Annotated in this window: 23 protein-coding genes; 10 read left to right on the top strand and 13 right to left on the bottom strand. The window is 58.3% G+C overall.

Features of this window, described 5'->3' with window-relative positions:
- Positions 1-62: 62 nt before the first annotated feature.
- Positions 63-1,313, bottom strand: coding sequence for a Zn-dependent hydrolase (locus GS605_RS06775; protein ID WP_171633086.1), 1,251 nt, complete (start codon positions 1,311-1,313; stop codon positions 63-65).
- A 172-nt stretch (positions 1,314-1,485) separates the two neighbouring features.
- On the opposite strand from GS605_RS06775, the gene GS605_RS06780 reads away from it, so the two are divergent.
- Complete coding sequence (locus tag GS605_RS06780; protein ID WP_171723449.1) at positions 1,486-2,094, top strand: TetR family transcriptional regulator C-terminal domain-containing protein; 609 nt, start codon at positions 1,486-1,488, stop codon at positions 2,092-2,094.
- A gap of 47 nt (positions 2,095-2,141) precedes the next feature.
- Here GS605_RS06780 and preA read toward each other — a convergent pair whose 3' ends face one another.
- The 3 genes from preA to GS605_RS06795 are packed head-to-tail and all read right to left on the bottom strand — an operon-like array spanning position 2,142 to position 5,682.
- Positions 2,142-3,446: an NAD-dependent dihydropyrimidine dehydrogenase subunit PreA gene (gene preA / locus GS605_RS06785; RefSeq protein ID WP_171723450.1), complete on the bottom strand. Its 1,305-nt coding sequence runs from the start codon at positions 3,444-3,446 to the stop codon at positions 2,142-2,144.
- Between the two features lie 18 nt (positions 3,447-3,464).
- Entirely contained in the window at positions 3,465-4,301 is an 837-nt protein-coding gene (locus GS605_RS06790; protein ID WP_171633094.1) for a methyltransferase domain-containing protein, read from the bottom strand.
- A gap of 46 nt (positions 4,302-4,347) precedes the next feature.
- Positions 4,348-5,682: an NAD(P)-dependent oxidoreductase gene (locus GS605_RS06795; RefSeq protein WP_171723451.1), complete on the bottom strand. Its 1,335-nt coding sequence runs from the start codon at positions 5,680-5,682 to the stop codon at positions 4,348-4,350.
- A gap of 442 nt (positions 5,683-6,124) precedes the next feature.
- Between GS605_RS06795 and GS605_RS06800 the strand changes: the two genes are divergently transcribed.
- The 3 genes from GS605_RS06800 to GS605_RS06810 all read left to right on the top strand — a co-directional run bounded on the left by GS605_RS06800 (position 6,125) and on the right by GS605_RS06810 (position 9,198).
- Positions 6,125-7,120: a hypothetical protein gene (locus GS605_RS06800; RefSeq protein ID WP_171723452.1), complete on the top strand. Its 996-nt coding sequence runs from the start codon at positions 6,125-6,127 to the stop codon at positions 7,118-7,120.
- A gap of 72 nt (positions 7,121-7,192) precedes the next feature.
- A complete protein-coding gene (locus GS605_RS06805; RefSeq protein WP_171633102.1) occupies positions 7,193-8,485 on the top strand; it encodes an O-acetylhomoserine aminocarboxypropyltransferase/cysteine synthase family protein in 1,293 nt (430 codons plus the stop codon).
- A 2-nt stretch (positions 8,486-8,487) separates the two neighbouring features.
- On the top strand, positions 8,488-9,198 hold the full coding sequence (locus GS605_RS06810; RefSeq protein ID WP_171723453.1) for a GNAT family N-acetyltransferase: 711 nt from the start codon (positions 8,488-8,490) through the stop codon (positions 9,196-9,198).
- Positions 9,199-9,200: 2 nt separating this feature from the next.
- Here GS605_RS06810 and GS605_RS06815 read toward each other — a convergent pair whose 3' ends face one another.
- Entirely contained in the window at positions 9,201-9,905 is a 705-nt protein-coding gene (locus tag GS605_RS06815) for an SIMPL domain-containing protein (protein ID WP_371807730.1), read from the bottom strand.
- A gap of 155 nt (positions 9,906-10,060) precedes the next feature.
- Here GS605_RS06815 and GS605_RS06820 point away from each other — a divergent pair, with 155 nt between their 5' ends.
- Positions 10,061-12,010: a hypothetical protein gene (locus tag GS605_RS06820; protein WP_171723455.1), complete on the top strand. Its 1,950-nt coding sequence runs from the start codon at positions 10,061-10,063 to the stop codon at positions 12,008-12,010.
- Between the two features lie 89 nt (positions 12,011-12,099).
- Here the strand turns inward: GS605_RS06820 and hppD are convergent, their stop codons facing one another.
- Positions 12,100-13,197: a 4-hydroxyphenylpyruvate dioxygenase gene (gene hppD, locus GS605_RS06825; RefSeq protein WP_171633112.1), complete on the bottom strand. Its 1,098-nt coding sequence runs from the start codon at positions 13,195-13,197 to the stop codon at positions 12,100-12,102.
- 147 nt (positions 13,198-13,344) lie between these two features.
- On the opposite strand from hppD, the gene GS605_RS06830 reads away from it, so the two are divergent.
- Both GS605_RS06830 and GS605_RS06835 read left to right on the top strand, forming a co-directional pair.
- Positions 13,345-13,800 (top strand): Lrp/AsnC family transcriptional regulator, encoded by a 456-nt coding sequence (locus tag GS605_RS06830; RefSeq protein WP_171633115.1) that lies wholly within the window; start codon positions 13,345-13,347, stop codon positions 13,798-13,800.
- Positions 13,801-13,820: 20 nt separating this feature from the next.
- On the top strand, positions 13,821-15,701 hold the full coding sequence (locus tag GS605_RS06835; RefSeq protein WP_171633117.1) for a monovalent cation:proton antiporter-2 (CPA2) family protein: 1,881 nt from the start codon (positions 13,821-13,823) through the stop codon (positions 15,699-15,701).
- Positions 15,702-15,731: 30 nt separating this feature from the next.
- Here GS605_RS06835 and cobT read toward each other — a convergent pair whose 3' ends face one another.
- On the bottom strand, positions 15,732-16,742 hold the full coding sequence (gene cobT, locus GS605_RS06840; RefSeq protein WP_171723456.1) for a nicotinate-nucleotide--dimethylbenzimidazole phosphoribosyltransferase: 1,011 nt from the start codon (positions 16,740-16,742) through the stop codon (positions 15,732-15,734).
- A gap of 78 nt (positions 16,743-16,820) precedes the next feature.
- Between cobT and cobS the strand changes: the two genes are divergently transcribed.
- Positions 16,821-17,585 (top strand): adenosylcobinamide-GDP ribazoletransferase, encoded by a 765-nt coding sequence (gene cobS, locus GS605_RS06845; RefSeq protein ID WP_171723655.1) that lies wholly within the window; start codon positions 16,821-16,823, stop codon positions 17,583-17,585.
- Here cobS and GS605_RS06850 read toward each other — a convergent pair.
- The 6 genes from GS605_RS06850 to GS605_RS06875 form a co-directional block, all read right to left on the bottom strand.
- Positions 17,582-18,343: an ion channel gene (locus tag GS605_RS06850; protein WP_171633123.1), complete on the bottom strand. Its 762-nt coding sequence runs from the start codon at positions 18,341-18,343 to the stop codon at positions 17,582-17,584. The two genes, cobS and GS605_RS06850, sit on opposite strands and share 4 nt — an antisense overlap.
- A gap of 117 nt (positions 18,344-18,460) precedes the next feature.
- Positions 18,461-18,970: a CarD family transcriptional regulator gene (locus GS605_RS06855; protein WP_171116428.1), complete on the bottom strand. Its 510-nt coding sequence runs from the start codon at positions 18,968-18,970 to the stop codon at positions 18,461-18,463.
- A gap of 282 nt (positions 18,971-19,252) precedes the next feature.
- The gene (gene fdxA / locus GS605_RS06860) at positions 19,253-19,591 is read right to left on the bottom strand and encodes a ferredoxin FdxA (protein WP_152457680.1); all 339 of its coding nucleotides are present in this window, start codon (positions 19,589-19,591) and stop codon (positions 19,253-19,255) included.
- A gap of 66 nt (positions 19,592-19,657) precedes the next feature.
- On the bottom strand, positions 19,658-20,023 hold the full coding sequence (locus GS605_RS06865) for an RNA-binding S4 domain-containing protein (RefSeq protein ID WP_171633125.1): 366 nt from the start codon (positions 20,021-20,023) through the stop codon (positions 19,658-19,660).
- 6 nt (positions 20,024-20,029) lie between these two features.
- Positions 20,030-22,855: a helicase-related protein gene (locus GS605_RS06870; protein WP_171723457.1), complete on the bottom strand. Its 2,826-nt coding sequence runs from the start codon at positions 22,853-22,855 to the stop codon at positions 20,030-20,032.
- 21 nt (positions 22,856-22,876) lie between these two features.
- Positions 22,877-23,485, bottom strand: coding sequence for a tetratricopeptide repeat protein (locus GS605_RS06875; RefSeq protein WP_171723458.1), 609 nt, complete (start codon positions 23,483-23,485; stop codon positions 22,877-22,879).
- 30 nt (positions 23,486-23,515) lie between these two features.
- Between GS605_RS06875 and GS605_RS06880 the strand changes: the two genes are divergently transcribed.
- On the top strand, positions 23,516-23,806 hold the full coding sequence (locus tag GS605_RS06880) for an SCP2 sterol-binding domain-containing protein (RefSeq protein WP_152457676.1): 291 nt from the start codon (positions 23,516-23,518) through the stop codon (positions 23,804-23,806).
- Positions 23,806-24,780 (top strand): alpha/beta fold hydrolase, encoded by a 975-nt coding sequence (locus tag GS605_RS06885; protein WP_171723459.1) that lies wholly within the window; start codon positions 23,806-23,808, stop codon positions 24,778-24,780. Before GS605_RS06880 ends, GS605_RS06885 begins: the two co-directional genes overlap by 1 nt.
- Positions 24,781-24,823 lie beyond the last annotated feature (43 nt).

Below are 24,823 nucleotides of genomic sequence, written 5' to 3' on the forward strand. Positions count from 1 at the left end.
TGCTTCATCTGGCCAAAAATATCCCGGGGGAGTCGCCCTTGGGGCGACGGGGGCAGCGCCCCCTATTCCACGATTTCGGCAGTCTCGACCACGGCATGCAGCAGAACATCCGCCCCGGCTGCGGCCCATTCCTTGCTGATTTCTTCGGCTTCATTGTGGCTCAGCCCGTCAACACAGGGGCACATGATCATCGCGGTCGGCGCAACCCGGTTGATCCAGCAGGCATCATGCCCCGCGCCCGAGATGATATCAGTGTGCGAATAGCCCAGCCGTTCGGCTGCGTTTCGCACGGCCGATACGCAAGCATCGTCAAATTTCACCGGATCGAAACCGCCGACTTTCTCGAATTCGATCTGAAGACCCATCTCGTCAACGACGTCCTCGGCAGCCACCCGCAGGCGGTTTTCCATGTCGGTGATCACCTCCAGCTCGGGCGAGCGGAAATCGACCGTAAACACCACCTTGCCCGGGATCACATTGCGTGAGTTCGGGTAGACATCGATATGCCCTGCCGCACCCACCGCATGCGGAGCATGAGACCATGCGATCTCGTCGACTTTCTCCAGGATCCGCGCCATGGCCAGCCCGGCATTCTTGCGCATCGGCATCGGTGTCGATCCGGTATGCGCATCCTTGCCCGTTACCGTGATCTGCGTCCAGCTCAGCCCCTGACCATGGGTGACGACGCCGATATCCTTGCCTTCGGCTTCAAGGATCGGGCCCTGTTCGATATGCAGCTCAAAGAACGCATGCATCTTGCGGGCGCCCACCTCTTCATCACCACGCCAGCCGATCCGGTTCAGCTCATCCCCGAACTTTTTGCCTTCAGCATCTTCGCGGTTGTATGCCCAGTCTTGCGTGTGCATCCCGGCAAAAACGCCCGAAGAAAGCATCGCCGGCGCGTAACGCGTGCCTTCTTCGTTTGTCCAGTTGGTGGCGACGATCGGATGTTTCGTCTTGATCCCCAGGTCGTTCAGCGTCCGGATCAGTTCCAGCCCTCCCAGGACACCCAGCACACCATCATATTTGCCGCCGGTCGGCTGCGTATCCAGATGCGAACCCACGTAAACCGGCAGCGCGTCCGGGTCAGTGCCTTCGCGGCGGGCAAACATGTTGCCCATCTGGTCAAGCCCCATGGTGCACCCTGCTTCCTCGCACCATTTCTGGAACAAGGCGCGGCCTTCCGCGTCCTCATCCGTCAAGGTCTGGCGATTGTTGCCACCGGCGACACCCGGGCCGATCTTGGCCATCTCCATCAGACTGTCCCACAACCTGTCGCCATTGATCCTGAGATTCTGCGCCGGAGCTGCCATGTTCATCTTCCCTGTTTGCTGGCGAGTTGGCTCGCTTTTGATGTCTTGATTTGACCATATGGTCAAACTCACGCTATCACGGGTTCGGTATCAGTCAAGAATTTGCGCGGTTCAGCTGAAATTTTCAGTACGTCCCGCACCTGTTCGACGAAAAAAGAGACACGCTGAAAACATGCCAAAAGACCGCGCACCAACCCGTATTCAGAAAAAGAACCGCGCCGCGATTCTAGAGGCCGCCCTGAACGTGTTTTCATCCCACGGGTTTCGCGGCGCAACCGTAGACCAGATCGCAGCAGAAGCAGGTCTGAGCAAGCCGAACCTGCTGTACTATTTCCCATCAAAAGAAGCGATCCACACTGAATTGCTGTCCGGCCTGCTGGATACCTGGCTGGCTCCGCTGCATGATCTGGACGCCAATGGCGATCCGATGGAGGAAATCCTGGCATACATTCGGCGCAAGTTGCAGATGAGTCAGGAGCTACCACGGGAAAGCCGCCTTTTTGCCAACGAGCTTGTACAGGGCGCGCCGCGTATTCACGATGCATTGTCCAATGATCTCAAGACACTGGTCGACGAAAAGGTCACGATCCTTACCGGCTGGATGGATCAGGGAAAAATCGCGCGGGTGCACCCCTACCACCTGGTGTTCTCGATCTGGGCCTTGACGCAGCACTATGCAGATTTCGATGTTCAGGTTCGTGCAATTCTGGGCAACGAAGATCCGTTCGAGGGTGCAGAAGCCTTTGTTGACACGTTGTACCGCAAACTTCTGAGCCCCTGAAAAAAGGGGCCGCAATAACGGCCCCTTGACGATCTGTCGCAATCCCCTCATTCGGCCGCCTTGGCCATCGGGTTGTTCGGATGCGTCGTCCAGTTCGCATAAGTTAGCTGAACTTCTTTTCCGGTCCGGGGATCAACCTCACCCGCTGCCATCGGCACCATATCGATGCAGCCTTCGATCGGACAAACATCGACGCAGAGGTTGCAAGCGACGCATTCGTCATCCATCACCTCAAACACGCGGTCCTCGGACATGGAAATCGCCTGGTGGCTGGTGTCTTCGCAGGCAGCATAACACCGGCCACACTTGATGCACTGATCCTGATCGATCTTCGCCTTGGCGACGTAGTTGAGGTTCAGATACTGCCAGTCGGTGACATTGGGCACCGCACGTCCGATCACCTCATCAATGCTGGAATAGCCTTTCTCATCCATCCATTCCGACAGCCCTGCCGTCAGTTCGTCAATGATCTTGAAGCCATAGGTCATCGCAGCGGTGCACACCTGAACGTTGCCGCAACCCAACGAGATGAACTCGGCCGCGTCACGCCAAGTGGTGACGCCGCCAATGCCGGAAATCGGCAGGCCCCGCGTCGCCTCGGCCCGCGCGATCTCGGACACCATCGACAATGCAATGGGCTTTACTGCCGGGCCGCAATACCCACCGTGGCTGCCTTTGCCGTCAATGGACGGTTCAGGGCTGAACGTGTCCAGATTGACGCTGGTGATCGAATTGATGGTGTTGATCAGCGACACCGCATCCGCACCACCGTTTCTGGCGGCCGCAGCCGGTTTGCGGATATCTGTGATATTCGGCGTAAGCTTAACGATGACCGGGCGGTCGTAATACTGTTTGCACCAGCGGGTGACCATCTCGATATATTCCGGCACCTGCCCCACGGCCGAGCCCATGCCGCGTTCGCTCATCCCATGAGGGCAGCCGAAGTTCAGCTCGATCCCGTCCGCACCGGTTTCTGCCACGCGTGGCAGAATGGCCTTCCATGCTTCTTCCTCGCACGGAACCATGATCGACGCGATCAAGGCGCGATCCGGGTAATCGGATTTGACCCGCGCCATTTCCTCGAGATTCACCTCGAGAGGACGATCCGTGATCAGTTCGATATTGTTCAGGCCCAGCAAACGGCGGTCGGCCCCGTAGATTGCGCCATAGCGCGGGCCATTCACGTTCACGACCGGAGGCCCCTCGGACCCCAGCGTTTTCCAGACAACTCCTCCCCACCCGGCTTCGAAGGCGCGGCGCACATTGTATTCCTTGTCCGTCGGCGGCGCAGAGGCCAGCCAGAACGGGTTGGGGCTGGAAATGCCCAGAAAGTTTGTCGTCAGATCGGCCATGGCTTCTCCCTTCCCGGCTCAGCCGGATTTTTTGAATATCATTTCGGTCGGGCGAATACGCCCGGCCTTGAGGTTTTTGACGTAGTTTTGGAACTTTTCGGGCGCCGTTTCGCCCATCATCAGGTGGATTCCCAGCGGCGCTGGTCCGGTCTCGGCTATCTTGGCAAATACGTCTTCGAAGAACTGGATCGCAAACGCGGTGCGGTCTGTTTCGGCAACCAGCTCAAGACCGGCCGCGGCCGCGGCGTCCTTGTATACATCCGGCGCGTGAACAAATGAGGTTTCCGGCAATGTGGACCAGGGAAGCGGAAAAGCCAGCGGCTCATCCACCTCTCCGCCCATGACGTCGAACAAGGCAAAGGTGCCACCGGTGGCCAGAACCCGTGACACTTCCGCGAACAGCCCCGCTTTGTCTTCGATATTCATGCCCACATGCATCATGACGGCAAGGTCGAACCCGGCATCCGGCACAGGCATGTCCAGAGCACTGCCAACAAGAAAGCTGGCCTTTTCGGAATGTCCGACCAGATCGCTGAGCGCAGTTGCGGTTTCCACGAACTCGGGCGTCAGGTCGACCCCTGTAACCGTTGAGTCATATTTGTCCACTATGTACCGGGATGTGCCTCCGATGCCGCATCCGATGTCCAGAACGCGTGTCGCATGGGTCGGAGAAAGTTGCGCAAACAGGTTGTCGGTCGCAAGAACGCCGCCGGTATGGAATTCATCCCCCGCCTTCAGATCAGCGACAGTGGCCGCATCCGGGTCGATGCCGCTGGCCTCCAGCGCCGCGCGGACGCGTTCGGTCAGTGCACCGGTGGTATAGTGTTGAGCAACAGCTTGTTCGATCTGGGACATGGGAATACCTCAGCAGCGAAAGGAATGGGGTGAATACCCCACCCTATCACGAAACGAGCGTCGCGTGGATGTCCATCGCCGCGTCCCGACCTTCGGCAACGGCCGTTACGGTCAGATCTTCGCCGCCCGCAGCGCAGTCACCACCAGCCCAAACACCAGCCAAAGAGGTTCGGCCAGCGCCGCTGACGGCGATCTTGTTGCCATCCAGCGTCAGGCCTTCCGGTGCGCCCTCCAAGGTCTGTCCGATGGCCTTGAGAACCTGATCGGCCGGCAAGCGGATCGTTTCTCCGGTTGCGATGAGCTGACCGTTCTGGCTGGAGGTATATTCCAGCTCGATCTCGGTCGCGGCGCCATTGCCGTGGATGGCCACTGGCTGAACATTGGTCATGATCCGAACGCCATGCGACGCTGCCAGGTCCTGCTCGTACCGGCTGGCCCCCATGGCATCCCGGCCGCGGCGATAGGCAATCGTGACGTTTTCGGCGCCCAGAAGCTTGGATTTCACGGCGGCATCCACAGCCGTCATGCCCCCGCCGATGACGACCACATTCCGTCCAACGGGCAGATCGGCAAGGTCGCTGGCCTGCCGCACGTCCGATATGAAATCAACCGCGGCCCGCACACCGTCCTTGTCAACACCGCCTGCACGCAAGGCGTTGACGCCGGCTAGACCGATGGACAGAAACACCGCGTCGTAGTTTTCGACCAGCCCATCCAATGAGATGCTTTCGCCCAAAACCGAACCGGTCTCGATTGCAATCCCGCCGATTTTCAGAAGCCAGTCCACCTCGGCCTGTGCAAAATCGTTGGTCGATTTGTAGGCCGCGATACCATATTCATTCAGGCCGCCGGGTTTGGGCTTGCTTTCATGGATCACCACGTCATGGCCCAGCATCGCCAGCCGATGGGCACAGGCCAGACCCGCAGGCCCGGCCCCTACAACGGCAACTGTCTTGCCGGTCGAAGGCGCACGTTCAAACGGATGCACGCCCGAGGCCATGATTTCATCGGTGGCGAAACGTTGCAGGCGCCCGATCTCAACCGGTTTGCCTTCGGCGGCCTCGCGAACGCAGGCCTCTTCGCACAGCGTTTCGGTTGGACAGACCCGAGCGCACATTCCGCCCAGAATATTCTGTTCCAGAATCGTGCGCCCTGCTGATTGCGGTTGACCGGCTTGAATCTGGCGAATGAACAACGGGATATCGATATCCGTTGGACAGGCCGTTACGCATGGCGCGTCATAGCAGAAATAACAGCGATCTGCGGCTACTGCGGCCTCATGCTGCGCAAGTGGCGGATGCAGATCGGTGAAATTCGAGGTCAGCTCATCGCTTGAAAGCCGCCCGGCTACGATGCCGGGTGCCATCTGGCCCTGTGCCATCACTCTACTCCCTGTAGATATGTTTGTTATGCTCTCAGCTTGCCACAAATAATTTTTTTATCAATTGGTAAAATTTGCCAAATGGTCAAAAAATGAAAAGCCTTGCAAAAACAACCGTGTTTTTGGGCACTTCGCTTAGGGATTAAGCACAAAAAGCGTTGAATCATTGGGTCCGAAGGCAGGATTTGCCCAGGAAAGGGCTGTGCGGGTATGGGCATACAAGGTTCGGTCAGCATCGCACGCCACCGATTTTCCCTTACGACATGAACCGGGCCAACCTCGGAAAATCCGCAAAATGACCTTGCTCAGCCCTTTCTCGGCGCGATGAGAGGAATGCCATAGATAACAAGAAATCAAACTTTCGGCTTTTGACGCCCCACCCCGCTTGCTGTAACCCGGATCAAAGGGTGCCGGTTCCGGCAGCTTTCAGGAATGGGCATAGATGCAGGCAAGTTCTCGGAAATTCAACATCGCGGTTGTCGGGCAAAACAACCGCCTGCAATATGAGGCCCTGTTGTTCGCGGCCTCGCTTCGCCATTGTTCGCCCGGGTTCAAAGGCCGGCTGTTTGTCGCCACACCCAACACGGGCCCGCGCTGGACCCACAACCCCAGCATCCAGGACGAAGACGTTCTGAAGGCCCTGAAACAGTTGGATGCCGAAATCCTGCCCTTCGACTCGCATGTTTTCGGCGAAAGCTACCCTTATGGCAACAAGATCGAGGCCTTGTCGGCCCTGCCGGAAGGTGAACCCTTTGTGTTCTTCGACACAGACACGCTTATCACCGGCGACATCACAAGCGTCCCGTTCGATTTCAACCACCCCGGAGCCTCACTGAAGGTCGAGGGCACATGGCCAAAGCCGACGCTGTACGGCCCCGGCTTTGACGGTATCTGGCGGGCGCTTTATGCGCGCTTCGGGCTGGATTTCGAAAGCTCGGTGGATCCGGGCCAACCCCATGATTACTGGCGGCGATACCTTTACTTCAACGCAGGTTACTTTTTTTTCAAATGCCCTAGGATGTTCGGTGAACGGTACCTGGACTACGCAAGAACGATCCGGGATGAGAACATTCCCGAACTGACGGGCCAGAACCTTGACCCATGGCTGGATCAGGCGGCCCTGCCGCTGGTCATTCATTCTTTCGGCGGCGGGCGGGACGCTTTGCCGGACGGGCTTCTGGATGGGTCCGTCAGCTGCCACTATCGCCTGTTCCCTTTGCTTTATGCCCGCGAAAGCGATCACGTGATCGATGTGCTTGAAACCGTCGTGGCCCCCAACAAGGTCAAAAAAGTGCTCAAACAGTATGATCCGCTGAAAAAACTGGTTCTTCAGGGCAAAGGCGAAAAAATCCGTGCGCTCTTTGATCAGGACAATCTGCCGCGGCGTGAACAGGCACTGCGCAACGCGATCAAAAGCAAAGGACTCTGGCTGCGCTGACAGGATCGTTGTGCGCAGGCGGGCAATGGCCTACAGATTCCGCAAGACAGATACCAACAGGAGATTTTCACGATGTCTGACGGCCCGACCTACGGTTTCGACACATTGCAAATTCATGCGGGTGCCCGCCCCGACCCGGCGACCGGAGCACGCCAGACACCGATTTATCAGACCACGGCCTATGTGTTCCGGGATGCGGACCACGCAGCGGCCCTGTTCAACCTGCAAGAGGTGGGCTTTATCTATTCTCGCCTGACCAACCCAACCGTCGCCGTTCTGCAGGAACGCGTGGCGACGCTTGAAGGCGGCGTCGGGGCGGTGTGCTGCTCGTCCGGGCATGCGGCACAGATCATGGCGCTGTTTCCGCTGATGGGGCCCGGCTGCAACGTGGTCGCCTCGACCCGTTTGTATGGCGGCACGGTCACGCAGTTCAGCCAGACGATCAAACGCTTTGGCTGGTCCGCCAAATTCGTGGACACCGATGATCTGGACGCCGTGAAGGATGCCATCGACGAAAACACCCGCGCCGTGTTCTGCGAATCCATCGCCAATCCGGGCGGTTATGTGTCTGATATCCGCGCGTTGGCGGATGTTGCTGATGCTGCGGGCATCCCGCTGATTGTCGACAACACCTCGGCCACGCCCTACCTGTGCCGTCCGATCGAGCATGGCGCGACACTGGTTGTGCATTCCACCACCAAATACCTGACCGGCAACGGCACCGTCACCGGCGGGTGCATCGTGGATTCTGGCAAGTTCGACTGGTCCGCGAATGACAAATTCCCGTCACTGAGCGAACCCGAGCCTGCCTATCACGGCCTGAAATTCCATGAGACTTTTGGCCCGCTGGCCTTCACCTTCCACGGCATTGCCATCGGTCTGCGTGATCTGGGCATGACCATGAACCCGCAGGCAGCTCATTACACGCTGATGGGGATCGAAACACTGTCGCTGCGTATGGAGCGCCACGTGGAGAACGCCCAGAAAATCGCGACGTGGCTGGAAGCGGATGACCGGGTGGAATACGTCACCTATGCGGGATTGCCGTCATCACCTTACAAGGACCGGGTCAAATCGCAGTATCCACGTGGCGCTGGCGCATTGTTCACTTTTGCGGTGAAGGGCGGCTATGACGCCTGTATCAAACTGGTCAACGCGCTGGAAATCTTCAGCCACGTGGCCAATTTGGGCGATGCCCGCTCGTTGATCATCCACTCGGCCTCGACCACCCACCGACAACTGACGCCGGAACAACAGGAAGCCGCGGGCGCAGGCCCCGGTGTCGTGCGGGTGTCAATCGGCATCGAAGACGTGAACGACCTGATCGCGGACCTTGATCAGGCCCTCGCCAAGGCCAGCGCCTGACTATGGCCGGGCACGACACAAACGACCTTGGCCAGCCCATCGGTTTGCCGGTGTCGGGTGACTTTCCGCGCCCGACGCCGCCTTACACACCGATGGAAGGCCGGTACTGTTCTGTCGTGCCACTGGATGTGAATCGCCATGCGCCCGGACTTTTTCGGGCGTTTGCCAATAACAGGGATGGCCGTAACTGGACTTACCTGCCCTATGGCCCGTTTGTCAGCGAACCGGAATTTGAAGACTGGGCCCGCGCCAACTGCATGGATGCGGACCCGATGTTTCATTCCGTATTGGATGCGGACGAAGTGCCAGTCGGCATGGCCTCTTATCTTCGGATCGAACCCGCAGCGGGTGCCATCGAAGTCGGCCACATCCACTTTTCACCGCTGCTGCAACGCAAGCCGCAATCGACCGAGGTCATGTACCTCATGATGAAGCGGGTTTTCGACGAGCTCGGCTATCGTCGGTACGAGTGGAAATGCGACGCACTGAATACACCGTCACGCAATGCCGCTGAACGGCTGGGATTTACTTTCGAAGGGGTGTTTCGACAGGCGACCCACTACAAGGGCCGCAATCGGGATACGGCGTGGTACGCGATCATCGACACTGAATGGCCGCGCATTCGCGATGCATTCGAAGCCTGGCTGTCGCCCGACAATTTTGACGGCACGGGCCAGCAGCGCAAACCGCTGATGGCCCGTGTGAAAGCGTGATCTTAGTCTGAAATCTCGAATTCCATCGAGACACTGACGGAAACCGACACCTCGCCGCCCGCGACGGGAACACCACCCGCATCCGCCATGCTCAGCGCGCGCATTTCTGCCATCGGACGAATGCCAGTTGTTTGCTCCGAGATCGACTGAACCGGACCAAGCGTCACGCCCGCTGCCTCTGCCAACTGCTGTGCTTTGGCCGTGGCTTCGCCAACGGCCTTGGCACGCGCCTGCGCCTCGATCGGTTTGGGATCCTGTACGCCAAAGCTCAAGCCCCCGAAATCATTGGCGCCGTCCTGAATGACCGCGTCCATGATCTTCCCCAGTTGGGTCAGGTCGCGTACGCGCACAAACACGCGGTTGGACGCCGTAAAGCCGGTGATTTCGGGCGTCTCCCCATTCTGTCCATGACGACCCGACCAGACGGGCGACAATGACAGGTCCCGTGTCTGGACGTCACGATCTTCGATACCCATCTCGGTCAGGCGCGCCAAGACTTTGGAAACGGCATCTGACGTCGCCCGCATCGCAGCCGAGGCTTCGGCGTCTTCGTTGGTCACGCCCAAGGTTATCGTCGCCATATCAGGCGCAATCTGCACTGTTCCGGTTGCATCAACGTTGATGCGACGTTCTTCCGCATGAGCGGCCCCGGCAGCCGTAGCCGCCATCATCGCGGCCAGAAAAGCGAATGTCTTCAAGGTTATCACTCCAAATTACTCTGCTTTTAGATGGGTTGACGGGCCCTTGCGATACAAGAGGAGATACCGCCTTTTTCTTTCCCTCGGCGGGTTCCTGCTTTAATGTCGGTCTGCAAACGCAAAGTCGTTTGCATTGACATTGATAATTATGGTTCCTCCGGAATATGAAACCCGCCTTTGCGCTGTCTTTTTCTGCGACCGGAATAACACTGCACCACCGTTCCGATGACGACTGGTTTGTTGTCGGTACGATTCCGCTGGATGTTCCGGACTTGTCCGCACAGATGCAGGCGTTGCGGGAAAAGGCATTTGCGCTGGAAAATGATCTGAGCTGCAAGCTTGTGCTGCCAGAGGATCAGATTCGGTTTCTAGAGCTTTCCACCAATAGGTTGCCGCCGGAAGACCGGGCTGAACGTATCGAAACTGCTCTGACCGAGGCCACGCCTTACGCCCTGTCGGAACTGAGTTATGACAGCCAGACCGAAGGCGACACGACCTTTGTTGCCGCCGTGGCGGTTGAAACTCTGGCCGAAGCGCGGACCTTTGCCTCGGAAAATGGTTTTGTGGTGGTGGCGTTCACCGCCGAAGACAAAGAGGGCGCGTTCCCGCGTGAGGCGTTGTTTCGCGAAACCTCGGACGCTTCCGATCTGTCACACCCGGAAAACCAGCCATCTCCGGTGGAAACGGACGCAGTTAAACAGGCTGATGATTCCGACCTGCCCACCCATCCGATTGCCGGAACCGCCGCGCCCGAGGCTTTCCGAGCACCCCGGGAAACAACGAACAATCTTGATGCATCTTCAGGGGTAAACCGGTCTGTCATTCCGGTCTTTGCCGCCTTGCTTCTCGTTGGTGGACTTGTTGGCGTTTGGCTGGCATCGGGGTCCGACCCTGAACAGGATCAGGCGGAAAAGAGCCCGGCTCAGGTTGCGGTTCCCGCCACTGAACCCGCCGTAGAGCCCCTGCCTGAATCGGAGCTGGACACGGCTGCGCTGGAAGCCCCGCAACAAACCGTTCCGGACCTTGCGACCGATGAAGCCGAAGTGCCTGCGAACGAGGCCTCGGAAACCGAGACCGGCACGCAGCCGGATCTGACTGCCACAGATGCAGCCATTCTGGAGGCCCTCAAAGTTGCCCCTACCGCGGTGGACTCCGTCGCTCAGGACCCCGAAACACAAAAAGGTGTCGAGGCCGTTACGGGCATAAGCACGACAGCGCCTGCGGCACCGGAAATACCTGAGACCGTGGAACCGCAGGAATTGTATCTGGCATCGCTGGACCACGCCGATCTGTTCGAGGATGCGGTTGCCTTACCGCCCGACCCCAGTTTTGACACCGACGCTCCTTTTGAACCCGACGTATCCCCCAACATTGCGGGCACTCGGTTTGATCTGGATGAGAACGGCCTGGTCGTGCCTACACCGGAAGGCACCGTGAATCCGGCGGGGGTCGTTGTTTATCTGGGGCGCCCTTCCAAGGTTCCACCTGAAACTCCAGTTCGTTTCGAAGAAGAACCTGTGGTTGACGAGGTCGACGACAGATTGGCAGGCATTCGGCCCAAGCCGCGCCCCGCTGATCTGGTCGAGAATTTCGAGCGCGGTCAACTGGGTGGCCGGTCATTAGAGGAATTGGCATCCAAGCGACCGAAAGCGCGCCCGGAAAACCTTCAGACCGAACCACAGGTCGATGAGGCACCAACGGCCTTGGCTGTCGTAAGAGTCCCGCGGCCCAAATCCCGCCCCGCCGGATTGGCCCCTGCCAAATCACCTGCTTCAAACAGTTCGAATCTTGGGTCCACAGCAGCATTGGATCAGAAATCCGATGACGCAGGATCGTTCCAACCAAAGACCGTCGCGCCCAAAATCCCTTCGACCGCGTCGGTCGCACGACAAGCCACGATCGACAACGCAATCAACCTGCGCAGGCTGAACCTGATCGGGGTCTACGGAACGCCGGCCAACAGACGCGCATTGGTGCGGCTTCCCAGCGGGCGTTACAAAAAGCTGAAAGTCGGAGACCGCCTTGATGGCGGGAAAGTCATCGCGATCAGCGACAGTGAGCTCCGATATCAGAAAAAGGGCCGCAACGTGACCCTGGCGATGCCGCGCAGCTGAAAACCGGCAATCGATCTTCTGACGCACCAACCGTCACATAAAAGCGCCGAAGGCAGATGAACTGCCCCCGGCGTGTCAGTGCGTTGCAATCAGGCTGCGGAAATCTCGCCGCTTTCGATCTGTTCGCGTTCGATGGATTCGAATAGCGCCTGAAAATTTCCCTCGCCGAAACCGTCGTCGCCCTTGCGCTGAATGAACTCGAAGAAGATCGGTCCGATGACGGTTTTCGAGAAAATCTGTAGCAGAATCCGGGTCTCACCACCGTCGACAACGCCTTCACCATCGATCAGGATGCCGTGTTTCATCATCCGGTCCAGCGGCTCCTCGTGGCCGGCCACGCGGGTCCTGGACATCTCGTAATATGCCTTGTTCGGGCCCGGCATGAATTTCAGACCGTTTTCCGCAATTGCATCGGTCGAGGCGTAAATATCGTCACTGCCGACAGCAATATGCTGAATGCCTTCACCTTTGTATTTCTTCAGGTAGGATACGATTTGCCCCGTCTCACCGCGGTCTTCGTTGATGGGGATGCGGATACGACCGCAAGGAGACGTCAGCGCCCGGCTGTACAACCCGGTGAACTTGCCCTGAATGTCAAAGAAACGAATTTCACGGAAGTTGAACAGGTCGCCGTAGAACTTGAACCACTTGTCCATGTTGCCCTTGTAGACGTTGTGCGTCAGGTGATCGAGATAGAAGAACCCCTCGCCCCGAGGTTTGGATTCTTTGATCCACTCGAATTCCTGATTGTATGGCGATGTGTCGTAATATTGATCGACGAAATAGATCAACGATCCGCCGATGCCCTTGATCGCAGGCACATTCATGGTTTTGTCAGCGCCGTCGTAAGGTTCCGCACCTTTTGATACGGCATGGTCATAGGCCTTTTGCGCGTCAACAACTCGCCACCCCATGGATGGCGCGCAAGGTCCGTGCTCGTCCACGAACCTCGCGGCAAAGCTGTCGGGATCCGCGTTCAGGATATAGGTGACATCCCCTTGCTGCCACAGCTCGACGGCGGGCTTTTCCTTGTGGTGGGCCACCAGGTCAAACCCCATCTTCGCGAACAGATCACGCAGCTCCTGCGGCTCAGGATGGGCAAACTCGACGAACTCAAACCCATCGGTACCGGCAGGGTTTTCTTCGCTGATAACAGATTTCGGGGCGTTGTGTGGGAAAGGACCCATGGCGCGTCTCCTTCGAAAACAGGAATTTCTTTGCTGATTCAAAAATATGACTTTTATGACGCTGTTTCTGCGCATTGTTTTCGTGTAAACTGCCGATAGGCGCGCAAAACGCGCATAAAAGTTAATAATGGCAGGATTTTTCCGCACATGCTGGACGCGACCGACAAGCGATTGCTTTCCGCCCTGCAAAAGGACGCACACCTGACCGCGCACCAACTGGGCGAAATGCTGAACCTGTCACCCAGTCAGGCAGGACGCCGCCGCCAGCGGCTTGAAGCCGAAGGGTACATAACCGGGTATGCCGCGCGGCTGGACCCGTTGAAACTGGGTCTGCAAGTGCAAGGCTTTGTTCAGGTCCATCTGGGAACTCATGGCCCTGAACAATCTGCAAGCTTCGCCCGCATGGTCGACACCCGCCCCGAAATTACCAGCGCATGGACGATGACCGGTGAGGCAGATTACCTGCTGCACATCTATTGTGACGATCTTTCCGCGCTCAACAGCTTGCTACATTCGGTCATCCTGCCGCATCCTGCCGTTGCAAGAGTTCAGAGCCAGATCGTAATGGACCAACTGAAACGCGACGCCCCCCTGCCCACCTGAACGGGCCCGAGAGGACACCTATGGACGTATTCCTATATCAGGCTTCAATCTATCTGGCAGCCGCAGTCATCGCCGTTCCCCTGTCTGCACGGCTGGGGTTGGGGTCGGTTCTGGGGTATCTGGCCGCTGGGATTATCATTGGTCCTGTTCTTGGCCTTGTCGGCGCGGAAACGGAAAACCTTCAGCACGTTGCCGAATTCGGTGTGGTGATGATGCTGTTCCTGATCGGTCTGGAACTGGAGCCGCGCGCTCTTTGGGATATGCGCGATAAGTTGCTGGGGTTGGGCGGGTTGCAGGTTGCGTTGTCGACGGCTGCGATTGCTGCCGTGGCAATGTACGCCAACCACCCCTGGTCGGTCGCCCTGGCCGTAGGGCTGACTTTGTCGCTGTCATCCACGGCAATCGTTCTTCAGACCCTTTCCGAAAAGGGCCTGATGCGAACAAATGGCGGTCGAGCTACGTTTTCGGTGCTGTTAACGCAGGACATAGCGGTCATTCCGATCTTGGCCTTGCTTCCACTTCTGGCCTTGCCGGCCATGCCTCAGATCAAATCGGATGGTTCGATTGACCGCGGGGCCGGAGGACTTCACGGCGCGGACCATCACAGCCTTTCTCTGGTCGAAGGTCTGCCGGGTTGGGCCGTCACGCTGGTTACGATCGGGGCAGTGGTGTTTGTCATTCTGGCCGGTGTCTACCTGACCCGTCCGCTGTTTCGCTTCATTCACGCGACCCGCCTGCGCGAGATGTATACCGCTCTGGCGCTTATGATCGTGGTCGGGATTTCCTTCCTGATGACCCTCGTCGGACTTTCCCCTGCCCTGGGCGCCTTCCTGGCGGGCGTGGTTCTGGCCAGTTCCGAGTTCAGACATGAAATGGAAAGCGACCTTGAGCCATTCAAAGGGCTTTTGCTTGGGCTTTTCTTCATCACGGTCGGTGCCGGGATCGATGTTGCCTATTTCTTTGATGACCCCCTTGACCTGATCGGTCTGGCGCTTCTTTTGATCCTTGCAAAAGGGATCATCCTGTATCTTGTGGGCAAGGCCTTCAAGTTGCGTGGGCGCGATCACTGGCTGTTTACCTTGGGCTTGGCGCAAGCGGGTGAGTTTGGCTTTGTTCTGCTGGCATTTTCCACGCAACAGAATGTCATCCCCCCCGACCTGTCCCAAAAACTGCTGATGATCATCGCTTTGACGATGCTGATCACACCGCTTCTGTTTATCATCTACGATCTTCTGTCGCGAAAGATCGGCGACACTTCCAAAGAACCCGAGCCGGATGAAATTGACGAAAAAGGCCCCGTCATCATTGCCGGGATCGGTCGGTTCGGGCAGATTGTAAACCGGCTGGTGCGGGCCAGCGGGTTCAAGACGGTTGTGCTGGACCACAACATCGAAACTATTCAGCTGATGCGCCGTTTCGGCGTCAAAGGGTTTCTGGGCGATCCAACACGCCCTGAATTGCTGCGCGCTGCGGGATTGGAAAAAGCGTCGGTCCTTGTCGCTGCCATGGATGACCACAAACAAGTCACGCGGCTTGTCGGGTATGCCAGACGGCAGCGCCCTGACCTGCACATCATCGCACGCGCCCGCGACCGGACTCATGTGTACGAGCTCTATCAGGCTGGTGCCAACGACATCGTGCGGGAACTTTTCGACAGCTCATTGCGCGCAGGCCGCTATGTTCTGGAGAATATCGGGCTGAGTGAGTACGAGGCCGCACAGGCGGAACAGACTTTTTATCATCATGACCGGATGTCTGTTCGCGATCTCGCCGAGCTGTGGGTCCCGGGTCTGCCAACTGCCGAAAACAAGAAATACATCGAGCGTGCACAGCAGCTGGAAAAGGATCTGGAAACCGCGCTGCTGGAACTGGCCGAAAAACACGCCAAGAAGTCCGCCTGACCCAAGCCTGTGCCCGGGTCAGGCAATGAATCAACCGTCAGACACTCCTGCCTCGGCAAAGGTTGCCATACCGGAATGGCAGGCCACGGCGCTTTTGAGAATATTGATCGCCAGCGCCCCGCCCGAGCCTTCGCCCAGCCGAAGACCAAGGCTCAGCAGCGGTTCCTTGCCCAGCTTCACCAATACGGCACCGTGTGCGGCCTCGGCGCTTTGGTGGCCGGCCACGGCGTGATCCAGCGCGGTGTCCGACAGCCTCCACAGGCAGGCAGCAGCAGCGGTACAGATGAAACCGTCCAGGATCACAGGAATGCGCAATATCCGCGCGGCGGCAATCGCCCCGGCCATCGCCGCAATCTCACGACCTCCGAGGCAGCGCAGAATTTCAAGGCCATCCTCTGACCTGTGCAACGCTACACCTTCGGCCACAACACGGGTCTTGTTGGTCAGCCCCGCATCATCGACGCCCGTCCCGCGACCTGTCCAATCGGCCGCGTCACCACCGAACAGCGCGCAGGCAATCGCGGCTGCCGGGGTGGTGTTGCCAATGCCCATCTCGCCCACGACCAACAGATCAGCCTGCGGATCCACGGCCTGCCAGCCAGTGCGCAGCGCGTCCAGCAATTCGGCTTCCGTCATGGCCGGTGCCCGGGTGAAATCTGCGGTCGGGTTGTCCAGATCCAGCGCGTGAACATCCATTGTTGCACCCGCCGCCCGGGCCAGCTGGTTGATCGCCGCACCGCCATGTTCGAAGTTCATCACCATCTGCACGGTCACTTCCGACGGAAAAGCCGAGACCCCCTGTGCGGTGACTCCGTGGTTTCCGGCAAAGACGATGACCTGTGGCGCCGCGATCTTTGGACGGGCATCTCCGCGCCATCCTGCGTACCAGATTGCCAAATCTTCAAGTCGCCCCAGCGCGCCCGGGGGTTTCGTCAGTTGTCCGTTTCGCTCTGCCGCGCCCTGCGCCGCGGTGGCATCCGGCCCCGGAGCCGCTGCAAGCGCAGCACGGAACGCGTTCAAATCATTCAGTTCAGGCAACATGAAAGCCTCATTGCATCAGAGTGGTCCTGTGTGTTTAACCGAAGCATCGAAACCAACAAGACCCCGAAAGGCACGGGCGTGCAGAAAAACGACACCAATCCCTTTTCCCTGTGGGATATTCCGCTGGCTCTGGTGCTGTTGACCCGCCTGCCCCTGCCCCGATTGCCGGAACCTGTATTCAAGCGGCAGGCACAGGCGGCATGGGCCTTCCCCATCGCCGGGCTGGCCGTCGGAGCGATCGCCTGTCTGGTCGGATGGTTGGCAATGGTCTTTCATCTGCCCCCTTTTGTTGCCGCGACACTGTTGGTTGCAATGTTGATCATGACGACGGGCGCGATGCACGAGGACGGTCTGGCCGATACGTTCGACGGCCTCTGGGGCGGGTTCACTGCTGAACGTCGACTTGAAATCATGAAAGACAGCCAGATCGGAACCTATGGTGTTCTCGCTTTGGTTGTTTCCCAGCTTGCTCGGGTTTCGGCAGTTGCCACGATTTTGGCAACCGGGTCGATTTGGGCGATTCTGGCAGCCTGCGTGTTCTCACGCGCCCTGATGCCGGTTTTGATGGCATCCCTGCCAAACGCCAGAAAATCGGGGCTGAGCCATTCGGTGGGAACCCCCGGCGCGATTTCGGTCAGCATGTCCTTGGGCCTGGCCGTTACAATCGCCGTTTTCATGTGCGGGGGTTCGGCGATCACCGCCATATTCTCTGCTGCCTTGGTTGCCGCCATCTTGGCGTTGACAGCGCGCAAGAAGATCGGCGGCCAGACCGGGGACATACTTGGGGCATCGCAACAACTGGCCGAGATCGCGTTTCTGCTTGCCATCAGCGCGCAGATTTAGGACGCGCCGCCTGTTTCGATCCGCAGTGTTCCACCGCAGTGCTTGCAATGCACGGCATCCGGATCATGCCGATACAACCCGCAGCTTGGGCATTTGTGACGTACCTTCTGCGGCATGAATATCGCCTGCGCCAAACGGACAAACAACGCGACGCCCACGACCATGATGAAGACCGAAAACAGCTTGCCCCAAGGTGTGCTCAGCGTGATGTCGCCGAACCCGGTTGTGGTCAGGGTGGCCATGGTGAAATACAGCGCGTCTATGTAAGGCGTCTGGGCGTCTTCCGGAATGAAGAACACCAATACCGCCGTAGAGGTGGCAAAGACGAAAACCATCAGATTGATTGCTGCAATCACCGCGTCTTCATGGGTGCGAAAAAAGGTACTGTCGCGTCGCAAGTCCCTGAGCAGGTGGTATGAATGGATCAGGCGCAAGGCCCGCAGAATCCTCAGGAAAGCCAGGTTGCCCGTCAGAAACGGATCCAGAACCAGCGAGACGATGACGACAATATCCGCCAGCGTATAAATCTGGCGCAGCAGCTTCCAACGATCCTTTGAAATCCAAAGCCGCGCTGAAAAGTCCAAGAAAATTAAAAAACCGATCAACTGGCTTGCAAGGATCAAGCCGGGACCATGAGGGACGTGAGCCGTTGCGACAAAGAAAATGATTGTCGCAACATCGAACAGGATCAGAGCGTACCGAAACCAGACCGAAATCGGGTCATGTCCGATATACAGATATCTAACTGTCTGCTTCATGTCCGCCCTGTAGCTTGTTGCATATACAGTAGAATTAGCGGTACTTGCGGAATTCACCAAGCCACGAAAAAGGCCGCCCCGATGGTGGAGCGGCCTGTTGTCATATCGAACTCGCTGTCAGGCAGCGCGAGAGGTCAGAACTTCGTCCACCTGTTTGGCGGCGGATACTTCGCCGGTGCCGGAAACCGCCGCAACCTCGCGGGTCAGGCGTTCCAGCGCAGCTTCGTACAGCTGACGTTCGGAATAGCTCTGCTCGCGCTGGTCGTCCGTGCGATGCAGATCGCGGACCACTTCCGCAATCGAAATCAAATCGCCCGAGTTGATTTTCTGCTCGTATTCCTGAGCACGGCGCGACCACATGGCGCGTTTGACCTTTGCCTTTCCCTTCAGCGTTTTCATTGCCTGACTGATCACGTCGGGCGAGCTGAGCGACCGCAGACCGGATTCGGTAACCTTGTTGGTCGGCACGCGCAGAGTCATCTTGTCTTTCTCAAATGAGATGACGAACAGCTCCAGAGAGAATCCCGCGACTTCCTGTTCTTCGATCGAGATGATCTGGCCTACGCCATGAGCGGGGTAGACAACATAGTCGTTCGGGCGGAACTCGAGCTTTTTCGACTTTGTCATTCAGTTTTTTCCTTGCTTGCGGACGGGACACAGACAACAAAAGCACCACATGCGGGGACTTTCTCAGCCCCGACAGGCGGCGATATTGTCACAAATTCAAATCTCCAAAGCGAGCATACTTGTGGAGCGCATCCCAATCTCGGTCATCATACAAGAACCAAGTATATCACAAAAATACGACACCCGAAAGTTTACCCGGCGGTAAATTTTCATATTAAACCTGTTTTCAACAGGTTGAGCCGCGTTCTTTTCGCATCAAACAGAGGTTTGAGCGCGAATCGTTCAACCACCCTCGCCCGGTGCTTCCGAGAAATACTTCTCCATCTTGCCTTCTTCACCGTCGCGTTCTTCCGCATCGGGAAGCGGATCTTTCTTGGTGACGATCACGGGCCACATTTCCGAGTACTTGCGATTGAATTCGACCCATTGATCCATGCCCGGTTCAGTATCGGGGCGGATCGCGTCGGCCGGGCATTCTGGTTCGCAAACACCGCAGTCGATGCATTCGTCGGGATGGATGACCAACGTGTTCTCACCTTCATAGAAACAGTCCACCGGACATACTTCGACACAGTCGGTATATTTGCAGGCGATACAGTTTTCGGTGACAACATAGGTCATGATCGGATTCCCGTTTGCGGTTTGAGCGTTTAGCTAATTCAGTCTGGCCTACTCTTCAAGATATGATCAGCGATCTTCGGTGCGAGAAAGATCAAGAGAACGGCGATCTTTCTTTGTCGGGCGACCTTTTCCCTCAAACCCCGGATTTTTGGGCGGAACGTCCTGTTTTTCGGTCATATCGAAATACAGCGTTTGCGCTTCGGGGGCCGGACCACGGCGATCCCCGATTTTTTCGATGCGCACAACGCGGACGATACGGCCCTGAGGAAAGGTCAGAACGTCGCCCGGGGCCACGGCCTGCGCCGGTTTTTGCACCCGGCTTCCGTTCAACCTGACATGGCCCCCGCTGACCTGTTTGGCGGCCAGGCTGCGGGTCTTGAAGAACCGCGCCTGCCACAACCATTTGTCAATCCGCAGCTTGGCCTCGGCCATTTCGGATCAGTTGCCGTCCTTCAAACCCATCAGCGCGGCTGCAAACGGGTTGTCGGGATCAATCGCCTTTTCCTTTTTCGGCGGCCGGGACGAGAAGGTCTTGGCGCCCTGAGGCTTGCCGCCCTTCTTGCCATGCGGTTTGCCACGGCCATCCTGCGGCTTGCCGCGCGGTTTGCCCTTGCCCTGCCCCTGCTCGCGGCGCGGACCTCGGTTGGGCTGTCGCTGACGGGCCCAGGTGAAGGTGTAGAACACTTCAACCTCGGGTTCGTCTGACACTGGTTCTGCGGGAAGGCTGTCCGCACCAGCCTCGGCTGCCGCCTCGGTGCCGTCGGTGGCCTCGGCTGCCGCCTCGGCGGGTGCGGCGACGTCTTCTGCCGCGACTTCACTTGCCGGGGCTTCTTCGGCGGTCGGTTTGTCCGCTTCAGCTGCCGCCGGCTGTTCGGCCGGTGCAGGTTTGACTTTCGGCCGCTCGCCGCGTTCCGCCTTGTATCCCAGCCCCTGCATAAGGTCTGCGAACTGATCCAGCGTCATACCGGTGATCGACAGCATATCGGGTTTGGCTTCGAAACCGCCGCGGCTGTCTTCTGCGCGCAGCATGTCCGCCAAACGTTCCAGCATGTCGATACGGATCGAACGCTCGCCTGCATCGCGGTAGCCACACATGGTGTCATAGCCCTGCGGCGCATCCTTGGCGACCGGCACGGTCACCAGGCCCGGAGGCGGCGCTTCGGGGAATTCCTGCAACCCGCTGGACAGCGCCCAAAGCACGAGACGCAGACGCGTCGGGGCCGGTTTCAGCAGCAGCGGCATGAAAATGGTGAACTGGCCGAACCGGATACCATGCTTGCGCAAGGCGCCGCGGGCGTCCTGATCAAGATCCTTGACCTCTTGTGCGACCTGTGCGCGGGGCAGGATACCCAGCGCTTCGACCATGCGGAAAGCAAAGCCTTTGGCAAGGCCGCTGAGTTCCTCATCGCGGGACAGGTTCAGCAGCGGCTCGAACAGAGCGGCCACCTTGCGGTCAATGAAGTGCTGCAAACGGCGCTGCACTTTCTGCTCGACATCCGGCCCCGCCGCTTCGTCAACGAACACTTCGACCATAGGTTTGAGAGGTTCCGCCCCGGCAACCAGCTTGCCAACGGCGTATTCACCCCACATCAGGCCACCCTGATCAGTGAAATCAATTTCAGTATCGGGCGCGTTGTAGAAGCGATCGGCGCGCAGATGGAATTGCGGCGCGAGTGCTTGCAGAGACGCCGATTTTAGAGCTTTTGCCTCGGTTCCCTGCGCGCTTTTGTCCGGGATGAACCGGAACCCTTCCAGACGACCGACGAATTCGCCTTCGACGGTCACTTCACCCTTGTCATTTACTTCGGCCAAAAGGGCCTCCTTCTGTTTGAGCCGGCGCAACAAAACGGATGTGCGCCGATCCACAAATCTTTGCGTGAGACGCTCATGCAGAGCGTCGGACAGTCTGTCTTCTACAGTGCGGGTTTCGTTACGCCAATGTGATTCGTCACGAACCCACCCTTTCCGCTGCGCAACATATGTCCACGTGCGAATATATGCCAATCTTTTAGATAAAGCGTCGATATCGCCGTGGGTCTGATCGATCCGTCTGATCTGCCGTGCCATAAACTCGTCGGGAATGGATCCCCGTTCATGCAGATGGCCATAGATCACCTCCAGCAAGCTGGCATGTTCCGCATGGCTGATACCGCGAAAATCAGGGATTCTGCACACATCCCACAGCAACCGGATGGACGGGCCGTCGCTTGCACGGGCAACAACTTCGGTCACTTGCGACAGCGATTTCAACGCGTTCAGGTCATCAGCAGGGCGGGCCTTGATCAGGTGTTCATCATCCGGGCCGACCTCAAGCGAGTCGATCAGCGCATCAATCGAGCCGAACCGAAGGGCGGCATTTCGCCAGTTCAGCTTTTTCATCGGCGTAAACCGGCTGTCCATGATCGCCTGCGCCACGCCCTCGTCCAGCGGCGGGGCCTCTCCGGTTACGCCGAATGTGCCATCCGACATCCCGCGACCTGCCCGGCCCGCGATCTGCGCCAGCTCGTTCGGCGCAAGCGGACGCATCCTGCGCCCGTCGAATTTGGACAGGGATGAAAACGCAACGTGGTTCACATCCAGGTTCAACCCCATCCCGATAGCGTCCGTGGCAACCAGGTAATCAACCTCACCGTTTTGGTACAGGTCCACCTGTGCATTCCGGGTCCGCGGGCTGAGCGCCCCCATGACCACCGCAGCTCCACCTTTCTGGCGGCGCAGCAATTCGGCAATGGCATAGACGTTTTCAACCGAGAACCCCACGATGGCGCTCCGCGCAGGCATCCGGCTGATCTTTCTGGAGCCCGAGTAAACCAGCTGCGACATCCGCTCTCGCCGCACGAACTGCGCCTGGGGGACCAGCGCCGAAATAGGGCCACGCATTGTGTCCGAGCCCAGGAACAGTGTCTCGTTCGTGCCGCGAGACCTAAGCAGACGGTCGGTGAAGACGTGACCCCGTTCCGGATCGGCACAAAGCTGAATCTCATCGATGGCAACGAAATCAGCACCCATGCCTTCCGGCATCGCCTCAACCGTACACACCCAATACTGGGCGCGAGGCGGTACGATCCGTTCTTCGCCCGTGACCAGCGCCACCACCGACGGCCCACGGATAGCAACGATCTTGTCATAGACCTCGCGCGCCAGCAGGCGCAGCGGCAGACCGATCACGCCGGTCCGATGGCCCAGCATGCGTTCGATAGCGTAATGGGTTTTACCAGTGTTGGTCGGGCCAAGTACGGCCACGATTCGGGATGACCCGCTCACATTCGCCCCCTGCCCCGAGCCTTACAGCGCCTTGCCTTCAACCTGAGGCTTCAGCCGATTCACGGCATTGGTTACTTCTTCGTGATGGGGATGTATAGCCAAGGCCCGAGAATAAGCCTCGTAGGCTTTCCGAGGTTCCCCGATAACCTCAAAGATCAGACCCAGACCGTAAATCGCCTCATAGTGATTTGGATTCAGCGTCAGCACATGTTCCAGATCGGCGGCCGCCATACCAAATCGCTCGACCCCGAAAAAGGCAGAGGCGCGCAGATGCCAGCCTTCGGCAAAATCAGGCGCGTGATCCGTCAGCGCGGTCAGGTGATCCAGAGCAGCGCCGACGTCGCCCTCATCCAAGGCTTCGCGTCCCCGCTCCAGCAGCAGATCAGCCGACGCAGACCCCGATTGCGACCACAGCGCCTGCAACTGCCGATCCAGTGCAATTGCCTGTTCCGGGGTCGACTGCGCCAGTTTTTGCACCAACTCATCCTCGTCCCGTGAATCCGCCTGCTGCGCGAAACAATTGGAGGAAAACGTGACTAGGACAAAAAGTGCCGCAACGGTACCTTTGAGATTGTGAATTGCAATGCTCATAACAATAGTCAGTGTAGCGTTGCGACCGGGGATGTCCATTCACGGCGCACTAACAATATGAGGAAAAGCATGAGCGAGACTCTTGAAAAGGCGGCTGCCGCACTTAACGAAAAACTGGATGGCGGCGCGTTTGATGACACGGCCAAGTTTGCCATCACCGATCTGGGTTCGATCGTTCTGGACGAAAACGGTGCGCGGGTCAGCGATGAAGAGGCCAGTGTCACCATGAGCGCTGATGCAGAGACGTTCGAACAGATCCTCAGCGGTGAGCTGAATCCGACCGGCGCGTTCATGTCCGGAAAGCTGAGCATTGACGGCGACATGGGTGTTGCCATGAAGCTTGCCTCGGTACTGGCCTGATGGAGTTGTCGCCGGCCCCCTTTTTTGAAGACGTGGCCGGCGGACCTGCCGGTGGAAAGGCCCACTGGTTGACGACGTCTGACCAAACACGCATTCGCGTGGGTCACTGGCTTCCGGATGATGGTGCACATGGCACCGTCATGATGTTCCCCGGACGCACCGAATATATCGAAAAATATGGCAGTACAGCCGGTGAATTCACGAAACGCGGCTTTGCGATGCTGGCCGTGGACTGGCGCGGTCAGGGTCTTTCGGATCGGCTGCTGGACAACCCACGCATCGGCCATGTCGATCATTTCACCGATTACCAATACGATGTTCAGTCAACCCTGGACCTTGCGAACGCTCTGGATCTGCCCAAGCCGTGGTATGTCGTCGGGCATTCGATGGGCGGTGCCATCGGGTTGCGTGCCGTCATCGAAAAAGGGTGTTTTGCCGCGTGCGCGTTCACCGGCCCAATGTGGGGAATTTTCTTCACTCCGGTCATGAAACCTCTGAGCCGCGTTACAGCGTATTGGGGCACCGCGCTTGGCCTTGGCGAACGCACCCCCCCGACCACAACGCTTGAAAGCTATGTCCTGTCGCAACCTTTCGATGGGAATATGCTGACCCGCGACCCGGACATGTACCGGATGATGCAAAATCAGCTGAATGCGCATCCCGAACTGGCTCTTGGTGCCCCTTCCAACCGCTGGCTGCGCGAGTCGCTGGACGAATGCGAATGGTTGATGGAACAGCCCGCCCCGAAGACACCCTGTCTGACTTTTCTGGGCAGCCACGAACAGATCGTCGATCGCAAGGCCATACGGGCGCGCATGGCCAATTGGCCGAATGGTACATTGATCGAAATCCCGAACGGTGAACATGAAGTGCTGATGGAAGCACCGGACGTTCGGGGCCCGGTTCTGGACCAGCTTGCCAGGCATTTCCGGGCCAACCAATCAAATGGGGCGTCCGAGCTGGTTTCCACGTAAACCTTTTCACCTTGGGATTGGCCGCTTGTGATCCGCGCGCGCC

It is taken from the genome of Ruegeria sp. HKCCD7559, assembly GCF_013110575.1.
GTDB lineage: Bacteria > Pseudomonadota > Alphaproteobacteria > Rhodobacterales > Rhodobacteraceae > Ruegeria.

What these genes read in the sequence shown, in the direction of transcription:
- cobT (WP_171723456.1), bottom strand. Translation starts at nt 16,742, where the DNA reads ATGTTGCCTGAACTGAATGATTTGAACGCGTTCCGTGCTGCGCTTGCA.
- GS605_RS06850 (WP_171633123.1), bottom strand. Translation starts at nt 18,343, where the DNA reads ATGAAGCAGACAGTTAGATATCTGTATATCGGACATGACCCGATTTCG.
- GS605_RS06775 (WP_171633086.1), bottom strand. Translation starts at nt 1,313, where the DNA reads ATGGCAGCTCCGGCGCAGAATCTCAGGATCAATGGCGACAGGTTGTGG.
- GS605_RS06790 (WP_171633094.1), bottom strand. Translation starts at nt 4,301, where the DNA reads ATGTCCCAGATCGAACAAGCTGTTGCTCAACACTATACCACCGGTGCA.
- GS605_RS06820 (WP_171723455.1), top strand. Translation starts at nt 10,061, where the DNA reads ATGAAACCCGCCTTTGCGCTGTCTTTTTCTGCGACCGGAATAACACTG.
- GS605_RS06805 (WP_171633102.1), top strand. Translation starts at nt 7,193, where the DNA reads ATGTCTGACGGCCCGACCTACGGTTTCGACACATTGCAAATTCATGCG.
- GS605_RS06810 (WP_171723453.1), top strand. Translation starts at nt 8,488, where the DNA reads ATGGCCGGGCACGACACAAACGACCTTGGCCAGCCCATCGGTTTGCCG.
- GS605_RS06835 (WP_171633117.1), top strand. Translation starts at nt 13,821, where the DNA reads ATGGACGTATTCCTATATCAGGCTTCAATCTATCTGGCAGCCGCAGTC.
- GS605_RS06830 (WP_171633115.1), top strand. Translation starts at nt 13,345, where the DNA reads ATGCTGGACGCGACCGACAAGCGATTGCTTTCCGCCCTGCAAAAGGAC.
- GS605_RS06855 (WP_171116428.1), bottom strand. Translation starts at nt 18,970, where the DNA reads ATGACAAAGTCGAAAAAGCTCGAGTTCCGCCCGAACGACTATGTTGTC.
- GS605_RS06880 (WP_152457676.1), top strand. Translation starts at nt 23,516, where the DNA reads ATGAGCGAGACTCTTGAAAAGGCGGCTGCCGCACTTAACGAAAAACTG.
- GS605_RS06780 (WP_171723449.1), top strand. Translation starts at nt 1,486, where the DNA reads ATGCCAAAAGACCGCGCACCAACCCGTATTCAGAAAAAGAACCGCGCC.
- preA (WP_171723450.1), bottom strand. Translation starts at nt 3,446, where the DNA reads ATGGCCGATCTGACGACAAACTTTCTGGGCATTTCCAGCCCCAACCCG.
- GS605_RS06885 (WP_171723459.1), top strand. Translation starts at nt 23,806, where the DNA reads ATGGAGTTGTCGCCGGCCCCCTTTTTTGAAGACGTGGCCGGCGGACCT.
- GS605_RS06800 (WP_171723452.1), top strand. Translation starts at nt 6,125, where the DNA reads ATGCAGGCAAGTTCTCGGAAATTCAACATCGCGGTTGTCGGGCAAAAC.
- hppD (WP_171633112.1), bottom strand. Translation starts at nt 13,197, where the DNA reads ATGGGTCCTTTCCCACACAACGCCCCGAAATCTGTTATCAGCGAAGAA.
- GS605_RS06865 (WP_171633125.1), bottom strand. Translation starts at nt 20,023, where the DNA reads ATGGCCGAGGCCAAGCTGCGGATTGACAAATGGTTGTGGCAGGCGCGG.
- GS605_RS06795 (WP_171723451.1), bottom strand. Translation starts at nt 5,682, where the DNA reads ATGGCACAGGGCCAGATGGCACCCGGCATCGTAGCCGGGCGGCTTTCA.
- fdxA (WP_152457680.1), bottom strand. Translation starts at nt 19,591, where the DNA reads ATGACCTATGTTGTCACCGAAAACTGTATCGCCTGCAAATATACCGAC.
- GS605_RS06875 (WP_171723458.1), bottom strand. Translation starts at nt 23,485, where the DNA reads ATGGACATCCCCGGTCGCAACGCTACACTGACTATTGTTATGAGCATT.